Origin of the sequence: Isoptericola sp. F-RaC21, from assembly GCF_038593535.1 — a bacterium.
In the GTDB taxonomy this organism is placed as follows: Bacteria; Actinomycetota; Actinomycetes; order Actinomycetales; family Cellulomonadaceae; genus Isoptericola.
In genome coordinates, this window is record NZ_JBCFYX010000001.1 from 1,126,510 (window position 1) to 1,145,750 (window position 19,241).

Annotated in this window: 17 protein-coding genes; 6 read left to right on the plus strand and 11 right to left on the minus strand. The window is 73.3% G+C overall.

The window, feature by feature from the left end; genetic code table 11:
* Positions 1–26 precede the first annotated feature (26 nt).
* From AAG589_RS05245 to AAG589_RS05290, 10 genes are all read right to left on the minus strand, one after another.
* Positions 27–1,523: an MFS transporter gene (locus tag AAG589_RS05245; protein ID WP_430566166.1), complete on the minus strand. Its 1,497-nt coding sequence runs from the start codon at positions 1,521–1,523 to the stop codon at positions 27–29.
* A 263-nt stretch (positions 1,524–1,786) separates the two neighbouring features.
* A complete protein-coding gene (locus tag AAG589_RS05250; protein WP_430566167.1) occupies positions 1,787–2,146 on the minus strand; it encodes a metal-sulfur cluster assembly factor in 360 nt (119 codons plus the stop codon).
* Between the two features lie 26 nt (positions 2,147–2,172).
* Positions 2,173–2,661 (minus strand): Fe-S cluster assembly sulfur transfer protein SufU, encoded by a 489-nt coding sequence (sufU, locus tag AAG589_RS05255; protein ID WP_430566168.1) that lies wholly within the window; start codon positions 2,659–2,661, stop codon positions 2,173–2,175.
* Between the two features lie 20 nt (positions 2,662–2,681).
* The gene (locus AAG589_RS05260; protein WP_430566169.1) at positions 2,682–3,980 is read right to left on the minus strand and encodes a cysteine desulfurase; all 1,299 of its coding nucleotides are present in this window, start codon (positions 3,978–3,980) and stop codon (positions 2,682–2,684) included.
* Between the two features lie 36 nt (positions 3,981–4,016).
* On the minus strand, positions 4,017–4,784 hold the full coding sequence (sufC, locus tag AAG589_RS05265; protein ID WP_430566170.1) for a Fe-S cluster assembly ATPase SufC: 768 nt from the start codon (positions 4,782–4,784) through the stop codon (positions 4,017–4,019).
* Positions 4,785–4,842: 58 nt separating this feature from the next.
* On the minus strand, positions 4,843–5,190 hold the full coding sequence (locus AAG589_RS05270; protein WP_380316062.1) for a non-heme iron oxygenase ferredoxin subunit: 348 nt from the start codon (positions 5,188–5,190) through the stop codon (positions 4,843–4,845).
* Positions 5,191–5,197: 7 nt separating this feature from the next.
* Positions 5,198–6,421 carry a Fe-S cluster assembly protein SufD gene (sufD, locus tag AAG589_RS05275; protein WP_430566171.1) on the minus strand — a complete coding sequence of 408 codons (1,224 nt, stop codon included), beginning with the start codon at positions 6,419–6,421 and terminating at the stop codon, positions 5,198–5,200.
* Position 6,422: 1 nt separating this feature from the next.
* Positions 6,423–7,883, minus strand: coding sequence for a Fe-S cluster assembly protein SufB (gene sufB / locus AAG589_RS05280; RefSeq protein ID WP_430566172.1), 1,461 nt, complete (start codon positions 7,881–7,883; stop codon positions 6,423–6,425).
* Entirely contained in the window at positions 7,880–8,674 is a 795-nt protein-coding gene (locus tag AAG589_RS05285) for a helix-turn-helix transcriptional regulator (RefSeq protein WP_430566173.1), read from the minus strand. Before AAG589_RS05285 ends, sufB begins: the two co-directional genes overlap by 4 nt.
* A 172-nt stretch (positions 8,675–8,846) precedes the next feature.
* Complete coding sequence (locus tag AAG589_RS05290; protein WP_430566174.1) at positions 8,847–9,494, minus strand: HdeD family acid-resistance protein; 648 nt, start codon at positions 9,492–9,494, stop codon at positions 8,847–8,849.
* Positions 9,495–9,689: 195 nt separating this feature from the next.
* Between AAG589_RS05290 and AAG589_RS05295 the strand changes: the two genes are divergently transcribed.
* The 6 genes from AAG589_RS05295 to AAG589_RS05320 all read left to right on the plus strand — a co-directional run bounded on the left by AAG589_RS05295 (position 9,690) and on the right by AAG589_RS05320 (position 15,783).
* Positions 9,690–10,616, plus strand: a complete 927-nt coding sequence (locus AAG589_RS05295; protein ID WP_430566241.1) for an ABC transporter ATP-binding protein — start codon at positions 9,690–9,692, stop codon at positions 10,614–10,616.
* On the plus strand, positions 10,613–11,395 hold the full coding sequence (locus AAG589_RS05300; protein ID WP_430566175.1) for an ABC transporter permease: 783 nt from the start codon (positions 10,613–10,615) through the stop codon (positions 11,393–11,395). The genes AAG589_RS05295 and AAG589_RS05300 overlap by 4 nt, the downstream gene beginning before the upstream one ends.
* Positions 11,396–11,481: 86 nt before the next feature.
* Entirely contained in the window at positions 11,482–12,453 is a 972-nt protein-coding gene (locus tag AAG589_RS05305) for a COX15/CtaA family protein (RefSeq protein WP_446719676.1), read from the plus strand.
* Positions 12,454–12,506: 53 nt separating this feature from the next.
* The gene (locus tag AAG589_RS05310; protein ID WP_430566176.1) at positions 12,507–13,235 is read left to right on the plus strand and encodes an aminotransferase class IV; all 729 of its coding nucleotides are present in this window, start codon (positions 12,507–12,509) and stop codon (positions 13,233–13,235) included.
* 704 nt (positions 13,236–13,939) lie between these two features.
* Positions 13,940–14,935, plus strand: coding sequence for an ATP-binding cassette domain-containing protein (locus AAG589_RS05315; protein ID WP_430566177.1), 996 nt, complete (start codon positions 13,940–13,942; stop codon positions 14,933–14,935).
* A complete protein-coding gene (locus AAG589_RS05320) occupies positions 14,932–15,783 on the plus strand; it encodes an ABC transporter permease (protein WP_430566178.1) in 852 nt (283 codons plus the stop codon). Before AAG589_RS05315 ends, AAG589_RS05320 begins: the two co-directional genes overlap by 4 nt.
* Here AAG589_RS05320 and AAG589_RS05325 read toward each other — a convergent pair.
* The gene (locus AAG589_RS05325; RefSeq protein ID WP_430566179.1) at positions 15,765–19,223 is read right to left on the minus strand and encodes an ATP-binding protein; all 3,459 of its coding nucleotides are present in this window, start codon (positions 19,221–19,223) and stop codon (positions 15,765–15,767) included. The genes AAG589_RS05320 and AAG589_RS05325 overlap by 19 nt on opposite strands.
* Between the last annotated feature and the right edge of the window lie 18 nt (positions 19,224–19,241).

Consider the following 19,241-nt stretch of genomic DNA (forward strand, 5'->3'; position numbering starts at 1 on the left):
GGGGTGGGTCGGGCTCGGGCTCCGGGCTACGGCGTGGCGGTGGCCGGCTCGGCCGCCTGCAGCGCCGCCTTCCGGTCCGCTACCCGCCTCTGCACCTCGATCATCTCGGTGCGGGTGAGCCGGTAGCCGCGCATCGCCAGCAGGGTGCAGACCCAGCCGAGGATCGGGAGGCCGAAGAACAGCAGCAGCGTCATCAGCAGGATCGGGGTGGTCGGCGCGTCCGTGGGCTGCGGCATCACGGACGTGAACCCGATCAGCGCCACCGCCCCCAGCGCGAGCGTGGCGCCGAGCGAGGAGATGACCTGGTCGACGACGTTGTACGTCGCGGTGACGGTGGCCGGGAGGTACTTGCCGGACCGGTCCAGCTCGTAGTCGATGATGTCGGCCCGCATGGCGCCCGAGGCCACGGTGACCACCATCGACGCACCGTTCAGCAGCAGGTAGACCGCGAAGAAGACGATGGCGAGCGGCAGGCTGCCGAGGATGGATCCCATGTCCACCATCAGGCAGAACATGGTGAGCAGCGCCGCCAGGACCAGGCAGATCCAGGTCCAGGTGACGGTCGCGGCCTTCGAGCCGTGCTTGCCGTTGTAGCGGGCCCCGAAGATGGCGAAGACGATGCCGGGCAGGATCGCGACCATGCTGAGGACCGAGCCGAGCTGCATGTTGCCCAGCAGGATGCCCCACATGAGCGTGGCGATCACGGCCTGCGACCGCACCACCTGGGCGAGCTTGTCGGAGGCGCCGCTGATCAGGTAGCGCTGGAAGGGTCCGTTGTGGGCGAGCAGGTTCCACATGTCGCGCACGGAGACGTCGGCCTTGGCCCGCTCGTCCGAGAGGTGCGCGAAGTTCTCCGGCCGGTCGATCCGGGACACGCCGACGCAGGCGAGGACCTGGAACACGAAGGAGCAGGCCACGTACGTGACCGCGGTCTCGCTGAGCATCTCCACCGTGAACTGGTTGCCGTGGCGCGGCAGGAAGACCACCGTGGAGACGATCGAGAAGATCGCGGGCACGAAGTAGGAGTAGACGGTCGCCCACACCTGCACGGTGGGCCGCTGCCGCGGGTCGTTGGTCAGCACGGGCCCGGACATCTGCCCGGCGATGTCGTTCATCGAGGACCCGACGATGTAGACGACGTACACCGCGACGAAGAAGCCGGCACCGAGCCCGGTGTCCGACGCCCAGACGAACAGCAGGAGGATCGCGAGCGACCGGACCAGCCAGCCACCCAGCATGAAGAACCGCAGCTTGCCGAACGGGAAGGTCACCTTGTCGATGATCAGCGCCAGCACCGGGTCGATCACGCCGTCGAACACACGCGTCACGGTCAGGATCACCCCCGCCACGGCCACCGCGATGCCGTAGCCGGCGTTCTGCAGGTAGCTCATGAGGCCGACCAGGGTGTAGAAGATCATCGCCGAGCCGTTGTTCATCTGGGAGAAGGCGATCTCCCAGGTACGGGCCCGGCGGTACGTCACGCCGTCGGCCTCGCTCGCCGTCTGCTTCGGGGTACGCGCCATCGCGTTCACTCTCCTTCGAGGACCTCGTCCCGGGCAGCCGACGGGCCGTTCCGTCGGTCGCCGTCCGAGATGGCCGCAACGCTAGGGCGGGGAGCCCCCCGCCCGATAGAAGCAGATCCGCGGGAGCAGCAAGGATTCGGCGGCAGTCGGGCGTCGGAGTCCGACCGGCCGTCACCCCGTCGAGGCCCCGACGTCAGACACGACGAAGGTCCCGACCTCCGAGGAGTTCGGGACCTTCGCGGGACGTCGTCACGACGCCACGGTCAGACGTTGAAGCCCAGCATCCGCAGCTGCTCGCGGCCCTCGTCGGTGATCTTCTCCGGGCCCCACGGCGGCATCCAGACCCAGTTGATGCGGAAACCGTCGACCAGCCCCTCGAGCGCGGTGCCCGCCTGGTCCTCGATGACGTCCGTGAGCGGGCACGCCGCCGACGTGAGCGTCATGTCGATCGTGGACATGTTGTTCTGGTCCACCTGGATGCCGTAGACGAGGCCCAGGTCGACGACGTTGATGCCCAGCTCGGGGTCGATGACGTCGCGCAGCGCCTCCTCGACGTCGGCGGCCGTCGTGGGCGACGGCGCGGCGACGGGCGGGGCGGCCTCGTCGGTCGTGTTCTCGGTCATCGTGTCCTCTCAGGTTCAGGTCGGCTTCAGCTCAGCGCGCCGCTGCGCGCCAGCGAGTCCTTGAGCGCCGCCCAGCCGAGCAGCGCGCACTTGATACGGGCGGGGTACTGCGAGACGCCGGTGAACGCGCTCGCGTCGCCGAGGGCGTCGAGCGCCTCGTCGTCGTCCAGCCCCTTGCCCCGCGAGGCCATGAGGTCGTGGAAGACCGCGTCCAGGTGGGCGACGTCCGCCAGGTCGTGCCCGGTGACGAGCTCGGTCATCACCGAGGCGGAGGCCTGCGAGATGGAGCATCCCTGCCCCTCCCACGAGACGCCCGCGACGGTGGCGCCGGCTCCGTCGCCCTGGACGTCCACCCGCAGCGTGATCTCGTCGCCGCAGGTCGGGTTGACCTGGTGCGACTCGCCCGACCGGCGGTCGGGCGCAGGGTCGACCGGCACCTCCACGAGCCCCCGGCCGTGCGGGCGCTTCGCGTGGTCCAGGATCACCTGCTGGTACATCTGCTCGAGCGAGCTCACTGCTGTCCTCTCCGCCGACGTCAGTCCACACCGAAGAACGCGCGCACGCCCGTCAATGCTTCCCGGAACTCGGTGATCTCCTCGGTCGTGGTGTACACGGAGGCCGACGCGCGGGCCGTCGCGGCCACGCCGAACCGGCGGTGCAGCGGCTGCGCGCAGTGGTGCCCCACGCGGACGGCGATGCCCTTGTCGTCGAGCACCTGCCCCACGTCGTGCGCGTGCACGCCGTCGACGACGAACGACACGACGGCGAGCCGGTCGCGTGCGTCGGCCGGCCCGACGACCCGCACCCCCGGGATCTCCTGGATACGGACCAGCTCGGCCGCGAGCTCGCGCTCGTGCGCGGCGACCCGGTCCATGCCGAGCTCCCCGAGCCACTGCGCCGCCACGCCCATGCCCACGGCCTGGGCGACCATCTGCGTCCCCGCCTCGAACCGTTGGGGCGGCGGGGCGTAGGTGGTCTCGGCCATGGTCACGACCTCGACCATCGACCCGCCGGTGGTCACCGGCGGCATCGCCTCGAGCAGCTCGCGCCGCCCGTACAGGGCGCCGACGCCGGTCGGGCCGAGCATCTTGTGCGCGCTGAAGGCCGCGAAGTCCACGCCGAGGTCGTGCAGGTCGACCGGCAGGTGCGGCACCGACTGGCACGCGTCGAGCACGGTGAGCGCCCCGACCCGTCGCGCCGCCTCGACCAGCTCGGCCACGGGGGCGATCGCGCCGGTCACGTTCGACACGTGGCCGAACGCCACCACGCGGGTGCGGTCCGTGATCACGCTCGCGACGTCGGACAGGTCGATCCGCCCGTCGTCGTCGACCCCGAACCAGCGCAGGACGGCGCCGGTGCGGGCGCACAGCTCCTGCCACGGCACGAGGTTGGCGTGGTGCTCCGCCTCGGTGACGACGATCTCGTCGCCCGGGGCGAGGCGGAACCGCTCCGCCGCCGCTCCCCCGCGCCCGGCGGTCGCGTTGGAGAACGCGTAGGCGACGAGGTTGAGCGCCGCGGTCGCGCCCGGCGTCCAGACGATCTCGCCCTCGTCCGCGCCCACGAAGCGCGCCACGGCGGCCCGGGCGTCCTCGAACGCCTCGGTCGCCTCCTCCGCGAGCTGGTGCGCGCCGCGGTGGACGGCGGCGTTGCGCTGCTCGTAGAAGTCGACCTCGGCCTCGAGCACCACGTTCGGCTTCTGCGAGGTCGCGGCCGAGTCCAGGTAGACGAGCGGCCGACCGCCCCGCACCGTGCGCCCGAGCAGCGGGAAGTCCGCCCGCACGGCGGCGAGCTCCGCCGCGGTGAGCGGCGGGCGCACGGTGTCGGTGGTGGTCATGCTGTCCTCCTGGTGACGGCTCCTCGGACGAGGAGCTCAGGCCATCGTCGCGCCGGTGCCGACGTACTTGTCGTAGCCGTTCTCCTCGAGCTGCTCGGCGAGCTCGGGGCCGCCCTCCTCGGCGATCTTGCCGTCGACGAACACGTGCACGAAGTCCGGCTTGATGTAGCGCAGGATGCGCGTGTAGTGCGTGATGAGCAGCACGCCGACGTCGGTGTTCGACTTGGCGCGGTTCACGCCCTCCGACACGACGCGCAGCGCGTCGACGTCGAGGCCGGAGTCGGTCTCGTCGAGGATCGCGAAGTGCGGCTTGAAGAGCTCCATCTGCAGGATCTCGTGGCGCTTCTTCTCACCGCCCGAGAAGCCCTCGTTGACCGAGCGCTCGGCGAAGGTCGAGTCGATGCGGAGGTTCTCCATCGCACCCTTGACCTCCTTGCCCCACGTGCGCAGGGCGGGTGCCTCGCCGTCGATGGCGGTCTTGGCGGTGCGCAGGAAGTTCGCCACGGACACGCCGGGCACCTCGACCGGGTACTGCATGGCGAGGAAGAGGCCGGCGCGGGCCCGCTCGTCGACGGTCATCGCGAGGAGGTCCTCGCCGTCGAGCGTGACGGTGCCCGAGGTCACGGTGTACTTCGGGTGGCCGGCGAGGGCCGAGGCGAGGGTCGACTTGCCGGAGCCGTTCGGCCCCATGATGGCGTGCGTCTCGCCGGACTTGATGGTCAGGTCGACGCCGCGCAGGATCGGCTTGGCGCCTTCCTTGGTCTCGACGCTGACGTGCAGGTCGCGGATCTCCAGGGTGGGCATTCTCAGTTTCTCCAGGTCAGTTTCGTGGTCTCGACAGGCTCGACCAGCGGGATCAAGGTCAGGACGCGACGGCGAGCCGCTCGTCGACGTCCACGAGGATGCGGTCGCCGTCCACGGTCACCGGGTACACCGGCACGGGCTGCGTCGCGGGGAGCTGGACCGGCTTGCCGGTGCGCAGGTCGAACTGCGACCCGTGCAGCCAGCACTCGACCAGGCAGCCCTCGACCTCCCCGTCGGACAGGGAGACCTGTCCGTGCGAGCAGATGTCGGACAGGGCGTGCCAGCCGCCGTCGGCGTCACGCACGACGGCGACCGGGACCGGGGCCCCGTCCGCGCCGTCGAGCTCCACGAGCATGGCTTCCTCGGGGGCGAGGTCGTCGGCCATGCAGGCCAGCTGGGAGGTCATCGCCGGGTCACTCCGCCGGTGCGGGCGCCGCGACGCCGGTGATGACGCTCATCGACTTCTCCAGCTCGGCCTCGATCGAGGCGAGCAGGCGGTCCTCGACCGACTCGACGCCGATCTGCTCGATGAGCTCGGCGAAGAAACCGCGGACCACGAGACGACGGGCGTCGACCTCAGGGATGCCGCGGGCCATGAGGTAGAAGAGCTGCTCGTCGTCGAACCGGCCGGTCGCCGACGCGTGCCCCGCGCCCTCGATCTCGCCCGTCTCGATCTCCAGGTTCGGCACCGAGTCGGCGCGGGCGCCGTCGGTGAGGACCAGGTTGCGGTTGAGCTCGTACGTGTCGGTGCCCTCGGCCTCGGCCTGGATGAGCACGTCGCCGACCCACACCACGTGAGCGCCGGCGCCCTGCAGGGCGCCCTTGTAGGTGACGCGCGACTTGCAGCGCGGCACGGCGTGGTCCACGAACAGGCGGTGCTCCTGGTGCTGGTCCGCGTCGGCGAAGTACAGGCCGACCATCTCGACCTCGCCGCCCTCGCCCGTGAACGTCGCGTCGGGCGTGAGGCGCACGACGTCGCCGCCGAACGTCACGACGACGTGCTTGAGCTTGGCGTCGCGGCCGATGCGGGCACGGTGGCTGGAGGCGTGCACGGCGCCGTCGGCCCAGTCCTGCACGGACACGACCGTGAGGTGCGCGCCCTCGTCGACGACGATCTCGACCGTCTGGTTGAGCGTCGCGTCACCGCGGTGGTCGATGACGACGACGCCCTCGGCGTGGTGCTCCGCGTGCACCAGCAGGTGCTGCGCGGTGAGGTCCTTGGCGACGCCCTCGACGCGCACCGAGGTGACGTCGCTGGCGACGGCCTCGGCCGGCAGCGTGACGACGGTCGCCTCGGCGGCCGCGTTCCACGCCGTGACGGCGGTGCGATCGCCCGGCTTGCCGGTGGTGCCCAGGCGCGGGTCGTCCTTGCCGACGATCTCGACCTTGGCCTCCGGGGCCTCGACGACGGTGGTCAGCACGCCGCCCGCGCCCTGCTCCTCGCCGAACAGCGGCTGGAGCCGCGCGACGGGCGAGAACCGCCACTCCTCCTCGCGCCCGGTGGGCACGGGGATGTCGGCGAGGTCGAACGACGTCTTGCGCTCGGCGCGCGAGCCCGCCGGGACGACCCCGTGGGAGTGGGCGCCGTCGGCCACGGCGCGCGAGTGATCCGTGGACAGATCAGTAGTTGCAGTCATTTCAGCCGACGGACCCTTCCATCTGCAGCTCGATGAGGCGGTTGAGCTCGAGCGCGTACTCCATGGGCAGCTCGCGCGCGATGGGCTCGACGAACCCGCGCACGATCATGGCCATCGCCTCGGTCTCCTCCATGCCTCGGGACATGAGGTAGAACAGCTGGTCCTCGCTCACCCGCGAGACCGTCGCCTCGTGCCCCATGGACACGTCGTCCTCGCGGACGTCGACGTACGGGTAGGTGTCGGACCGGGAGATCTGGTCGACGAGCAGCGCGTCGCACAGCACGGTCGACGCCGAGTGCTTGGCGCCCTCGAGCACCTGCACCAGGCCGCGGTACGACGTGCGACCGCCGCCGCGGGCCACCGACTTCGACACGATGGACGACGACGTGCGCGGCGCGGCGTGCACCATCTTGCAGCCGGCGTCCTGGTGCTGGCCCTCGCCCGCGAAGGCGATGGACAGCGTCTCGCCGCGGGCGTGCTCGCCCAGCAGGTAGATCGCCGGGTACTTCATCGTCACCTTGGAGCCGATGTTGCCGTCGACCCACTCCATGGTGGCGCCCTCGGCGGCCGTGGCGCGCTTGGTCACCAGGTTGTACACGTTGTTCGACCAGTTCTGGATGGTCGTGTAGCGCACGCGGGCGTTCTTCTTCACGACGATCTCGACGACCGCGGAGTGCAGCGAGTCGCTCGAGTAGATCGGCGCGGTGCAGCCCTCGACGTAGTGCACGTAGGAGCCCTCGTCCGCGATGATCAGCGTCCGCTCGAACTGGCCCATGTTCTCGGTGTTGATCCGGAAGTAGGCCTGCAGCGGGATCTCCACGTGCACGCCCGGCGGCACGTAGACGAACGAGCCGCCCGACCACACGGCCGAGTTCAGCGCGGCGAACTTGTTGTCGCCCGCGGGGATGACCGTGCCGAAGTACTCCTGGAACAGCTCCGGGTAGTCGCGCAGGCCCGTGTCGGTGTCCACGAAGATGACGCCCTGGGCCTCGAGGTCCTCGCGGATCTGGTGGTAGACCACCTCGGACTCGTACTGCGCGGCGACGCCGGCCACGAGGCGCTGCTTCTCCGCCTCCGGGATGCCGAGCTTGTCGTAGGTGGCGCGGATGTCCTCGGGCAGGTCCTCCCAGCTGGCGGCCTGCTTCTCCGTGGAGCGCACGAAGTACTTGATCCGGTCGAAGTCGATGCCGGTGAGATCGGCGCCCCAGTTCGGCATGGGCTTCTTGTCGAACAGGCGCAGCGCCTTGAGGCGCGCCTTGCGCATCCACTCGGGCTCGTCCTTCAGCTCCGAGATGTTCTTGACGACGTCCTCGTTGAGGCCGCGCTTCGCGGACTCGCCGGCGGCGTCGCTGTCGCGCCAGCCGAACTGGTACGCGCCGATCGAGGCGATGATCTCGTCATCGGACCGCTTCTCGGTGCTCTCCGCTGCCGCCTGGGCGGCGTCCTGGGTGGGAGCGCTCATCGTGTTCCTTCCTGCGTGCCGCGGGTGCGGTGGGGCGGGGTGGGGAGGTTCTGCGGGGGCGTCTGGGTGGAGACGATCGGGACGTTCGTGACGCAGGCGTGCGCGCCGCCCGCGATCGTGGCCAGTCGCTGGACGTGGGTGCCGAGCAGCTCGGAGAAGGCGCGGGCCTCCGCCTCGCACAGCTCGCCGAACTCCTCGGCGACGTGCTGCACCGGGCAGTGGCCCTGGCACAGCTGGACGGTGGGCAGCAGCGGGCCGGCCACGGGCCGCACCGAGGCGGCGTAGCCGTCGGCCGAGAGCAGGCCGGCGAGCTGCTCCGCGCGCTCCTGCGGGTCGGTGGCCGTGAGGCGCGGTGCGTAGCGCGCGACGACGGCGTCGTACCGGTCGGCGGCGAACCGCGCCACGGCGTCGCCGCCGCCGCTCTCGCGCAGGTAGCGCATGACCTGCGCCGCCAGCTCGGAGTACCCGCCGGCGAGGTCGGACTGCCCGCGGGCGCTGACGACGTACCGGCGGGCGGGTCGGCCGCGACGGCCGGACGACGGGCCCGCCTCGTGCACCGCGATCGTGCCGTCCTCCTCGAGGCAGGCGAGGTGCCGGCGGACGGCGGCGGACGTGAGGCCGAGCCGGTCGGCGAGCTCGCCGGCGGTCACTGGCCCTTCGCCGGCGACCAGCTCGAGGACGCGGCGGCGGGTGGTGCCGTCGGCCTCGGTCGTGCCGTCGAGGACCGGGGCGACGACGGGAGCGACGGAGGTGGTGCGCGCGGGCGTGCGGTCGGTCGTGCTCGTCGGCATGCGCTCACCCCCGTGCGGCTCGTGTTCCGCCGAGGGCAGCCTGCACCCCCGGCGACGACGTCGATATAGAGAACATCCTTGTTGCGTAATCCAGGATGTCAAGCAAGGCAACCCTCACCGGGGCCGCTCCGCGCGGCGTCGTCGAGCAGAGGTCGGGCAGATGTCGCGAACGTCACTCGTCGGTGACGATGCGCCCCTCGATGACCTCGCCCGGGCGGTTGCCCGGTCCGTTGCCCGATCCGCCGCCCGGCTGCTGGCCGAGCTGCCGCAGCTTGAGCCCGAGCGCGATCATCACGATCCCGATGATCACCGCGAACACGCCGATCACGATGGACAGGCCCACGATCGCGTTCGACGGGTTGACGAAGCACACCACCGCGAGCGCCACCAGCAGCAGGCCCGCGAGCAGGTTCCACACCCACGACGCACCGCCGCGACGACGCATCGCCGGGACCACGAACAGCTGCAGCAGGCCGAAGATCAGCGCCCAGATGGCCACGAGGATCAGCACGACGCCGAGGAACACCTTCGGCAGGAGCAGCAGCAGGGCACCGAAGACCAGCGCGACGATCCCGACGCCCGTGTTCACCGACCCCGCCGAGGTGCCGCGCCGTCGGAGCCCGTCGACGATGCTCACCAGGCCGTCGACCAGCACGAACACGCCGAAGACCTGGACGAGCACCGTCGGCGTCTTGTCCGGCAGGAAGATCGCCAGCAGCCCGAACAGCAGCGCGAGCACGCCTCGCACCACGGGCCAGTACCAGAGCCGCCGCGCCAGGGCGGCGACGTCCTGCGGCGGCGTGAACGCGTAGAAGGTCATGTCCGTCGTGCTCCTCGGGTCGTGCGCAGCGTGCGCCGCCCGGCCGGGCGACGTCCGTAGAATCTTCCGGTGCCCACCTCGATCGCGCCATCGGGCGCGGACGGCGCCACGCCGCCCGCCCGCCCCGCCGAGGACCCGCGCTCCGGATCGGTCGGCCCCTCGTCGGGGGCGGCCGCACCCGGGGCCGCCGTCCACGTGCGGGGCCTGGTCAAACGCTACGACGGCCGCGACGTCGTCGCAGGCCTGGACCTCGTGGCCGACGCCGGGGCGGTGACCGCCGTCCTCGGCCCCAACGGCGCCGGCAAGACCACCACGGTCGAGTGCTGCGAGGGCCTGCGCTCCCCCGACGGCGGCAGCGTGCGCGTCCTCGGCCTCGACCCCGTGGCCGACGCCCGCGCCCTGCGCCCGCGCGTCGGCGTCATGCTGCAGGACGGCGGGCTGCCCACCGGCGCCCGCGCCGGCGAGGTGCTGCGGCACGTCGCGTCGATGTACGCGGACCCGCGGGACGTGGGCGAGCTCGGGGAACGCCTCGGCCTCGGCTCGTTCGCGCGGACGACGGTGCGCCGCCTGTCGGGCGGCCAGCGCCAGCGTCTGTCGCTCGCGGCCGCGGTGGTCGGCCGCCCCGAGGTGGTCTTCCTCGACGAGCCGAGCGCGGGCATGGACCCGCAGAGCCGGCACGCCGTCTGGGACCTGGTGCGCGAGCTGCGGGACGAGGGCACCGCCGTCGTCCTCACCACCCACCTCATGGACGAGGCGGAGGACCTCGCCGACCGGGTGCACGTCGTCGACCACGGCCGCGTCATCGCCAGCGGCAGCGTCCCCGAGCTCCTCTCCCCCGACGCGCAGGACGACCGCACGCTGCGCTTCGACGCCGCCGCCGGCCTCGACGTCGCGGCCGTGGCCGCCGCGCTCGACGCCGCGACGCCGGGCGGCCCCGGTGCGTGGGTCGTGACCGAGCCGCAGCCCGGCTCGTACGTCGTCGCCGGCCCGGCCGGCCCGCGCGCGCTGGCCGCGCTCACCGCGTGGCTCGCCGACCACGACGTCCTCGCGAGCCGCCTGACCGTGGGGCGGCGCACGCTGGAGGACGTCTTCCTCGACCTGACGGGACGGCACCTGCGATGACCACGACGACCCCCCGGACCCCGGGCCCGGCGAGCGGCGCCGCGCCCGCGTGGCGCCGCGTGCTCGCGCAGACCGGGTTCGAGACGCGCGCCGTGCTGCGCAACGGCGAGCAGCTGCTCGTCACGATCGTGCTGCCGGTCATGGTGCTCCTCGGCCTGACGCGCACCAGCGTCGTGGAGATCGACACGGGCGGCTGGGACCGCATCGACTTCGTGACGCCGGGGGTGCTCGCGCTCGCCTGCGTCTCCACCGCGTTCACGTCGCAGGCGATCGCCACCGCGTTCGACCGCCGCAACGGCGTGCTGCGCCTCCTGGCGACGACGCCGCTCGGGCGGGGCGGCCTGCTGGCCGGCAAGCTGCTCGGCGTCCTGGCCGTCGAGGTGGTGCAGGTCGTCGTCGTCGGCGCGGTCGCGCTCGCGCTGGGCTGGCAGCCCGCGGCGGGCGGGATCCTCGCGGCCGTCGGCGTCGGGCTGCTCGGCACGGCGTGCTTCACCGCGCTCGCGCTCCTGCTGGCGGGCACGCTGCGCGCGGAGGGCGTGCTGGCGCTGGCCAACCTCGTCCTCGTGCTGCTCGTCGTGGGCGGCGGCCTGCTCGTGCCGCCCGGGCAGCTGCCCGGGCCGCTCGAGCACGTCGCGACCTTCCTGCCCTCCGGCGCACTCGGCGAGGCGATGCGCGGCGCGCTGCTGGGCACCGGCGTCCCGGCGCTCGCCCTCGTGGTGCTCGCCGCCTGGACCGCCCTGCTGGCGTGGGCCGCCGCGCGCTTCTTCCGCTGGCAGTGACCGGCCCCGACCCGACCGGGCCAACGTCACACCGCGGCGCGCCCGGAGCCGTTCGCCGGGCCCGGGCCGGGCGATAGCGTGGACCCGTGACCTCGCCGAGCCCCGCCGTGCCTGCCCCCGAGGCGGGCGCGGGCACCTCGCCCGACCCGACCGACCGCCCCGACCGCCTCGCCCGGTTCCGCCCGTGGACCCGTGGCGTGCTCCTGGCGAACGTCATCGGGCAGATCCTCATCATCGGCACCGGTGGCGCGGTCCGCCTCACCGACTCGGGGCTCGGCTGCTCCACCTGGCCGATGTGCGAGCCCGGTCACTTCACCCCCGCCTTCCACGAGGCGTCGACGATCCACCCGTACGTCGAGTTCGGGAACCGCACCATGACCGGCGTGCTCAGCGTCATCGGCGTCATGGTGCTGCTGCTGGTCTGGACCGACCGGCGCCGGTCGTCGTCGTACCGGGCGCTCGGCATCGTGCCCCTGGCGGGCGTGCTCGCGCAGGCGGTCATCGGCGGCGTCGTGGTGCTGCTGCACCTGAGCCCGGGCTGGGTCTCCCTGCACTTCGGCGTCTCGGCCGCGCTCGTGTGGTTCAGCGCCTACCTGCTGCACCGGCACGGCGAGGGCGACGCGCCCCCGCGGCGGATCGCGGGGCGCGGCGTCGCGACCGTGGGCGCCCTCCTCGGGCTGCTCCTGGTCCCCGTCGTCACGCTCGGCGTGCTCGTCACGGGCGCCGGCCCGCACTCCGGCGACACCGAGGTCGGCTACCGCCTCGCGCTCGACCCGCTGACGATGACGCGGGCGCACTCCGGGTCCGTGTGGCTGTTCGTCATCACGCTCGTCGTGCTGCTGGTGCTGCTGCACCGGGCTCCCGCCGGCCCGCGCGTCGCGACGGCCCGCAAGGCCGCCTGGCTGCTGCTCGCGGTGACCCTGGCGCAGGGCCTCATCGGCTACGTGCAGTACTTCACCGGGCTTCCCGAGCTCCTCGTCGGCTTCCACCTCGTGGGCGCCGGCTGCCTCACGTGGGCCGCGGCGAACGCCGTGCTGCGGCTGCGCACCCGCGCCTGACCCCGCCCGCAGTCGCGCCGCGCGCCCCGGGCTCGCCGCGCTACCGTGCAGGCGTGCACATCGAGGTCGACGGCCGCCCCGCGACGGCCGAGCAGGTCGCGTCCACCGACGGGCACTTCACCGCCATGCAGGTGCGCGGCGGCGGGGTGCAGGGCCTGGAGCACCACCTGAGCCGCCTGGACGGCGCCCACCGCGAGATCTTCGGTCTTCCGCTCGAGGGCGACCGGGTCCGCCGCCTCGTGCGCCACGCGCTGGCGGGGCGGGCCGACGCCTCGGTGCGGGTCGTGCTGCGCGACCCGGAGCACGTCGCCGTCCAGGTGGGCGATCCGCGCCGTCCGCCCGCGCACCCGCAACGCCTGCGCTCGGTGCCGTACCTGCGGCCGTTCGCGCACCTCAAGCACCTCGGCGGCTTCGCGCAGGCCCAGTGGGCCCGCCAGGTCGGGCGCGCCGGGTACGACGACGCGCTGCTCGTCGGCCCCGACGGCGCCGTCGCGGAGTCGACCGTCGCGAACGTCGGCGTCCTCGGGCCGACAGGCGAGGTCCTGTGGCCCGACGCCCCGCACCTGCGCGGCACCGGCCTCGCCCTGGTCGAGCAGACGACGCCGTCCCGCTACGGCCCCGTCCACCTCGACGACCTGCGGCGCTGCGCCGGGGCGTTCCTCGTCAACTCGATCGGCATCGTCGCCGTCACGTCCGTCGACGGCGTGGAGCTGCCGGACGCGACGGCAGGGGTGGAGGCGATCAGGCGCCGGTTGGCCGCGCTGCCCTGGGTCGGGCTCTAAACACAAAATGCCCCTGGACGGCGGTCGCCTTGTCGGCTTCCAAAATAGCGTCATCCACTGCCATCGGGCACACGTCGAACCGCTCGGCACCCGACCGACAGACCAACACGTGCTCGGCTTCAAGGGCTCTCAACGAACCCAAAGTTCCAAGCAGATTGCAGCGATTGCAAAACCCGCACTCGCGTGTCACGCGAGACGGGCACTGTCCCGGTGCCAGTATCAGGACCCATGAGGACTACGAGAAAGTTCCGAGCGACCGCAATTGCCGTTGCCACCGTTGTTGGCTTGACCGCACTTTCGGCCCCGGCGGAGGCAGCGTCGAAGGCTCCCGCTCCCAACTCCTGCGCACACGGCACCTTCGGTGAAGTTCATGGCGACTACATCTACTTCTACAAGTTCACAGCGTCGTACCCGTCGTTCGGAAAGTGGGTTCACCAGTACGACGTCGGCCTCGTCAGCTACTGGGGCGGTCCTGTCGCGTGGGTTGGGCACGTGACCAAGTACTGCTCAGCTCCCTAATCGCAAAACCCAGGGTCCCGGCCGCGTCCCACACCGACCGCCGCGACCGCTGCCGGTGCTCAAGGCAGAGCACCGGCAGCGGTCGGTCGAATTCGTCCGACAACGCGCCGGTGGCCGCAGAGTGCCTTTGGCTCGTGACAGCACCGTGACAGTGCGGTGCGAGCGCTGGCACGCACTGTGGTGCCATGACCACCACCGCGATCGAGGCCGAGGGCCTCGTCAAGACCTTCGGCGACAACCGCGCCGTGGACGGTGTCGACCTGTCCGTCGCCACCGGCTCCGTCTACGGTGTCCTCGGCCCCAACGGCGCCGGCAAGACCACCACGATCAGCATGCTCGCGACGCTGCTGCGCCCCGACACCGGCACGGCCACGATTTTCGGCCACGACGTCGTGCGCGAGCCGTTCGTCGTGCGCCAGCTCATCGGTGTCACCGGCCAGTACGCCTCCGTGGACGAGACGCTGAGCGCCACCGAGAACCTCATGCTCTTCTGCCGCCTCAACGGGCTCAAGGGCGCCTCTGCGACACGCCGCACCCGCGACCTGCTCGAGGAGTTCAGCCTCACCGATGCCGCGTCGCGGCCGCTGAAGAACTTCTCCGGCGGCATGCGCCGCCGGCTCGACCTGGCCGCCAGCCTCATCGCTCAGCCGCCGCTGCTCTTCCTGGACGAGCCCACCACGGGCCTCGACCCGCGCACCCGCGCGCAGATGTGGGACACCATCCGCCGCCTCGTCGCCACGGGCTCCACCGTGCTGCTCACCACGCAGTACCTCGACGAGGCCGACCAGCTCGCCGACCGCATCGCCGTCATCGACCGCGGCCGTGTGGTCGCGGAGGGCACGGGCGACGACCTCAAGTCGTCCGTGGGCCAGCAGTCGCTGCAGCTCACCCTCATGCGCCCCGAGGACGCGACCGCCGCTGCCGACACCGTGCAGGGCGTGCTCGGCGTCACGGCCACCGTGTCGCCCGAGGCGCGGCGCCTCACCGTGCCCGTCGCCGACCCGGCCCGCGTCACCGAGCTGCTCGTCCACCTGCGCACGGCCGGCATCGACCTCGACGGGCTGTCGATGGACAAGCCGACCCTCGACGAGGTGTTCCTGACCCTGACCGGCCACGACGCGGCCGACCAGGCCGCGCCGGACCGAGCCGACTCTCCCGACCTCGAGGAGGTCTCCGCATGACCATGCTCACCACCGCCACCGCCACCGCTCCGGGCACAGCCGGGCGCATCGTCCCCGGCGCGGAGCGCACGCTGCGCAACCGTGTCACCGTCGGCCAGGCCGTGTCCGACTCCCTGGCCATGGCGCGCCGCGGGCTCATCAAGATCCGCCGCACGCCCGAGCAGCTCATCGACGTCACCGCGCAGCCGATCATCTTCACGCTGATGTTCACATTCATCTTCGGCGGAGCCGTCTCCGGTGACATCCAGAGCTATCTGCCGGTCATCATTCCCGGCATCCTCGTGCAGACCGTCATCACGACGTCTGCCGTGACCGGTACCCAGCTGCGCGAGGACATGGACAAGGGCGTGTTCGACCGGTTCCGGTCGCTGCCCATCGCCCGCGTCGCCCCGCTCGCCGGAGCGCTCGTCGCGGACACAGTCCGCTACCTCATCGCCACGACCCTGACGATCGTCATGGGGCTGCTGCTGGGCTGGCGCCCGGGCGGCGGCGTCGGCGGCGTGCTGCTCGCCGGCCTGCTCGTCATCGTCTGCGCCTGGTCGCTCAGCTGGATCTTCGCGTTCTTCGGGGTGATTGCGCGGTCGGCCTCGTCCGTGCAGGGCATCTCGTTCCTGGTGCTCTTCCCTCTCACCATGGTGTCGAACGCACTCGTGCCGGTCGACACGATGCCCGGCTGGCTGCAGGGCTTCGTCAACGTCAACCCGGTGTCGCACCTGGTGACGGCCGTGCGCGACCTCGCGAGCACGGGCAGCATGACGGGCCAGGTCGGCATCGCCCTGGCGAGCTGCGCCGTCGTCGTGGCGATCTTCGCCCCGCTCGCGGTGCGGAGCTACATGAAGAAGGCCTGAGCCGGCCCTCCCGGACCGAGCTCCTGGCCCGCCTCCCTCGCGAGGCGGACCAGGAGCTCCTCCGCGCGCGGCACCAGCCCGTCGCGGTCGAGGGTGTCGGCCCGCTGCGCGCCCCCGCGGACGACCTCCGCGCCGTGCACGCCGAGCGCGCCGGCGACGTCGGCCGTGAGCGCGTCCAGACGCAGGGCGGGCAGGTCCTGCCGCGCCCCCAGCCGGCCCGCGAGCGCGAGCAGCTCGACACCCTCCGTCACCCGCCCGGGGTCCAGGTCACCCGACCCCACGGGGACGAGGCAGGCCCAGTACGCGACGCCGACCGACGACGTCGCGAGCACCGGCCGGTCGACGAAGCCGCTGCCGCCGCCGCGCACCCTCCGCCCCACGTCGACGATGCGGCGCACCAGGCCGCCGTCGTCGGCACCGGCCTGCACCCGCCGGACGAGGGTCGCCGACGCCAGCAGGAGGAACCACGGGGCCGCGTCCCCCTGCGGCTGGCCCGCACCGAACGTCTCCAGCGCCTGACCGAGGTGGTCCAGCGCCGCGGCACGGTCGCCGCGGGCCCACGCGAGCTCGCCGCGGCCGAGCTCGACGACGCCGCGCGCCTGGACCTCCCGGCCGTCGAGCGCGCCGTCGACGGTGTCCGCCATCGTGGCCACGAGGGAGTCCGCCGTCTCGAGGTCCCCGAGGGCGAGGGCGGAGCCCAGCTCGATCCACATCACCTGCCACTGCATCTCCTCGGCCCCGATCGCGGCGACGCCGTGCTTCGCGGCCGCGACCCAGCGGGCCGCCTCGCCGGACTCGCCCCGCTCCGCCAGGAACGACGCCAGGACCATCGCGGTCATCGCGGACGCCGCCGCGTCGTCGATGCCGCGCGCCACGTCGTGCGCCGCGCGCGCGAGCTCGACCGCGCGGGCGATCTCGCCGTCGTTCTCGCGCTGCTGGGCCTCGAACATGTGCCCGAGCAGCGCCGTGTACCCGTCGTCGGACCGCTGCAGCCGGGCGAGCACCGCCATGGACTCCTCGGGCGTGCGGGCCAGGACGAGCTCGGAGAGGTCGCGGGTGCGCCGGCCCACCGCACGGCTCGTGCGCAGCAGCCGGCGCAGGCGCCCGAGCGGGCGCGCCGGCTGCCCGGTGACCCCGAACGCGGACGAGGCCGCGATCGCCTCGAGCGCGATCGCGGTGGCGTCCGCGTGCTCCTCGGGCACGGGCCAGCCTTCGAGGGCCCGGAGCACGCCGGGCACGAGACCCGTCACGCGCTCCTCCGCACCACGCACCGCCCAGCTGCCCAGCAGGGCGACGAAGCCGTGCACCACGACCTCCGGGCGGCCCAGGTCCATCCCGCGCCGCACCGCGAAGAGCAGGTTCTCCTGCTCGCGGCCGAGCTCCGCGACGGCCTCGCGCTGGCGCGGGGAGAGCATGCGCGACGTGCATCGGCGGGCCACCCGCAGGGCCCAGGCGAGGACCGCGTCGTCCGCGGCCCGGTCCTCGTGCGCGTCGGCGAGCCGCAGCAGCCCGAACTCCCGCCCCGTCTCGACCATGCGGTAGCGGGTCGCGCCGTCCGCCTCCTCGACCCGCACCAGCGACTGCAGCACCAGGGCGTCGACGTCGTCGTCCACCCGCCAGCCCGGGGCGTCGGGCAGCAGCGCCCGGGCCGCCTCCGCCGAGAACCCGTCGGGCAGGACGGCGGCCCGCCGCCAGAGCGTCTGCTGCCCGGCGGTCAGCAGGTTCCAGCTCCAGTCCAGCACGGCCTCGAGCGTGCGGTGCCGGTCGGGCACGGACCGGTCGCGCACGCGCAGCAGGGCGAACCGCTCGTCGAGCCGCTCCTCCACCTCCGCGACGCTCAGGGTGCGGACGCGGGCCGCGGCGAGCTCGATCGCCAGCGGCAGACCGTCCAGCCGCGCGCAGAGGCGCGCGACGGCCTCCCGGTCCAGGAGGGCGTCGGGCCGCACGGCGCGGGCGCGCTCGACGAACAGGCGCACGGCCGGGCCGCCGTCCGCGTCGGCGGGGTCGGCGCCGAGCGGCGCGGGCTCGTACGCGGCCTCCTCCTCGAGCAGCAGCGGGGTACGGCTGGTCGCGAGCACCCGCAGCCGCGGCGACACGTCCAGCAGGAGGCCGGCCCACCGGGCGGCCCCCTCGACGACGTGCTCGCAGTTGTCGAGCACCACCAGCGCGTCGAGGTCGCGCAGCCGGGCGGTGACCTCGCCCACCAGGTCGCGTGCCTGGAGCCGGTCCGCCAGCCGCAGGGAGCCCGCGCCGGGCGCCACGCCGAGCGCGTCCGCGACGGCGAGGACGACGTCGTCGTCCGACCGCACGCCGACCAGCTCCACCACGACGACCAGCCCGGTGCCCGGGACCGCCCGCCGCGCGACCTCCTGGGCGAGCCGGGTCTTGCCCAGGCCGCCCGGGCCGAGGACCGTCACCAGCCGGGACCGCGCGAGCGCGTCGCGCACGGCCGCGACGTCGTCCTCGCGGCCGACGAGCGGGGTCGGGTAGCTCCGCAGCCCACGCGCCGCGCCGGCGGCCGGCCGGTTCACCGGCGCCGCCCCGGGCACCGCGCCCCCGCCGGGCGAGCCCTGCGACGTGCCGTTCTCGACGGGCCCGACCGGCGGGCGCCCGGACGCGTCGCGGGCGAGGCGCTCGGCGAGGGCGACCGTGGCCGGCCCCGGGTCGCTGCCCAGCTCGCGGACCAGCACGGACCGCAGCCGGGTGTACACCCGCAGCGCCTCGGCCGGCCGGCCGAGCCCGGCGAGCGCGCCCATGAGCGCCCGGGCCGCGTCCTCGTCGGTCGGGTCCGCGGCGACGTCCGCCCCCGCGAGCTCGGCCACGACGGCGTGCTGCCCGCCGGCCTCCGCGGCGTCGCGCCGCACCTCCCGCAGCTCGTCGCGGCAGCGCTCGGCGGCGGACGCCAGCTCGCGCGCGACGGCGGCGAACTCGCCGCCGTCGAGGTCGCCTCCGGGTGCGCCCTCCCACAGGCCGAGGGCGCGCTCCGCCGCCGCGGCCGCCGCGGACGGGTCCCCCGCCACCAGCTCCCGGCGGGCCGTGGCCAACCCGTCGCGCGCGAGCTCGAGGTCGGAGGTCACGCCCAGGGCGTACCCCGTCTCGGTGGCCCGCACGACGCCGCGCCCGGCCACGGCCCGCAGGCGGGAGACGAGGTTCTGCAGCGCGGCCCGCGGGTCGGCGGGCAGCGACTCCTGCCAGAGCCGGTCGACCAGCGTCGCCGACGAGATCCCGTGCGCGCCGCCGAGGGCGAGCAGCGCCACGAGGGCGGACGCGCGGGCACCTCGAGGGGCGCGCGCCCGGCCGTCCGTGCCGGCGACACGGACCGGGCCGAGCACGCGCACCGCGGGGCCTCCCGACGGGAGGGGGAGGTCGTCCTGCCGGTCGACATGACCGGCAGCAGGGCCGGCCGCAGGACCGACGGCGGGGTCGGAGGCGTCACGCACGCCTGTGGAGCCTACCGG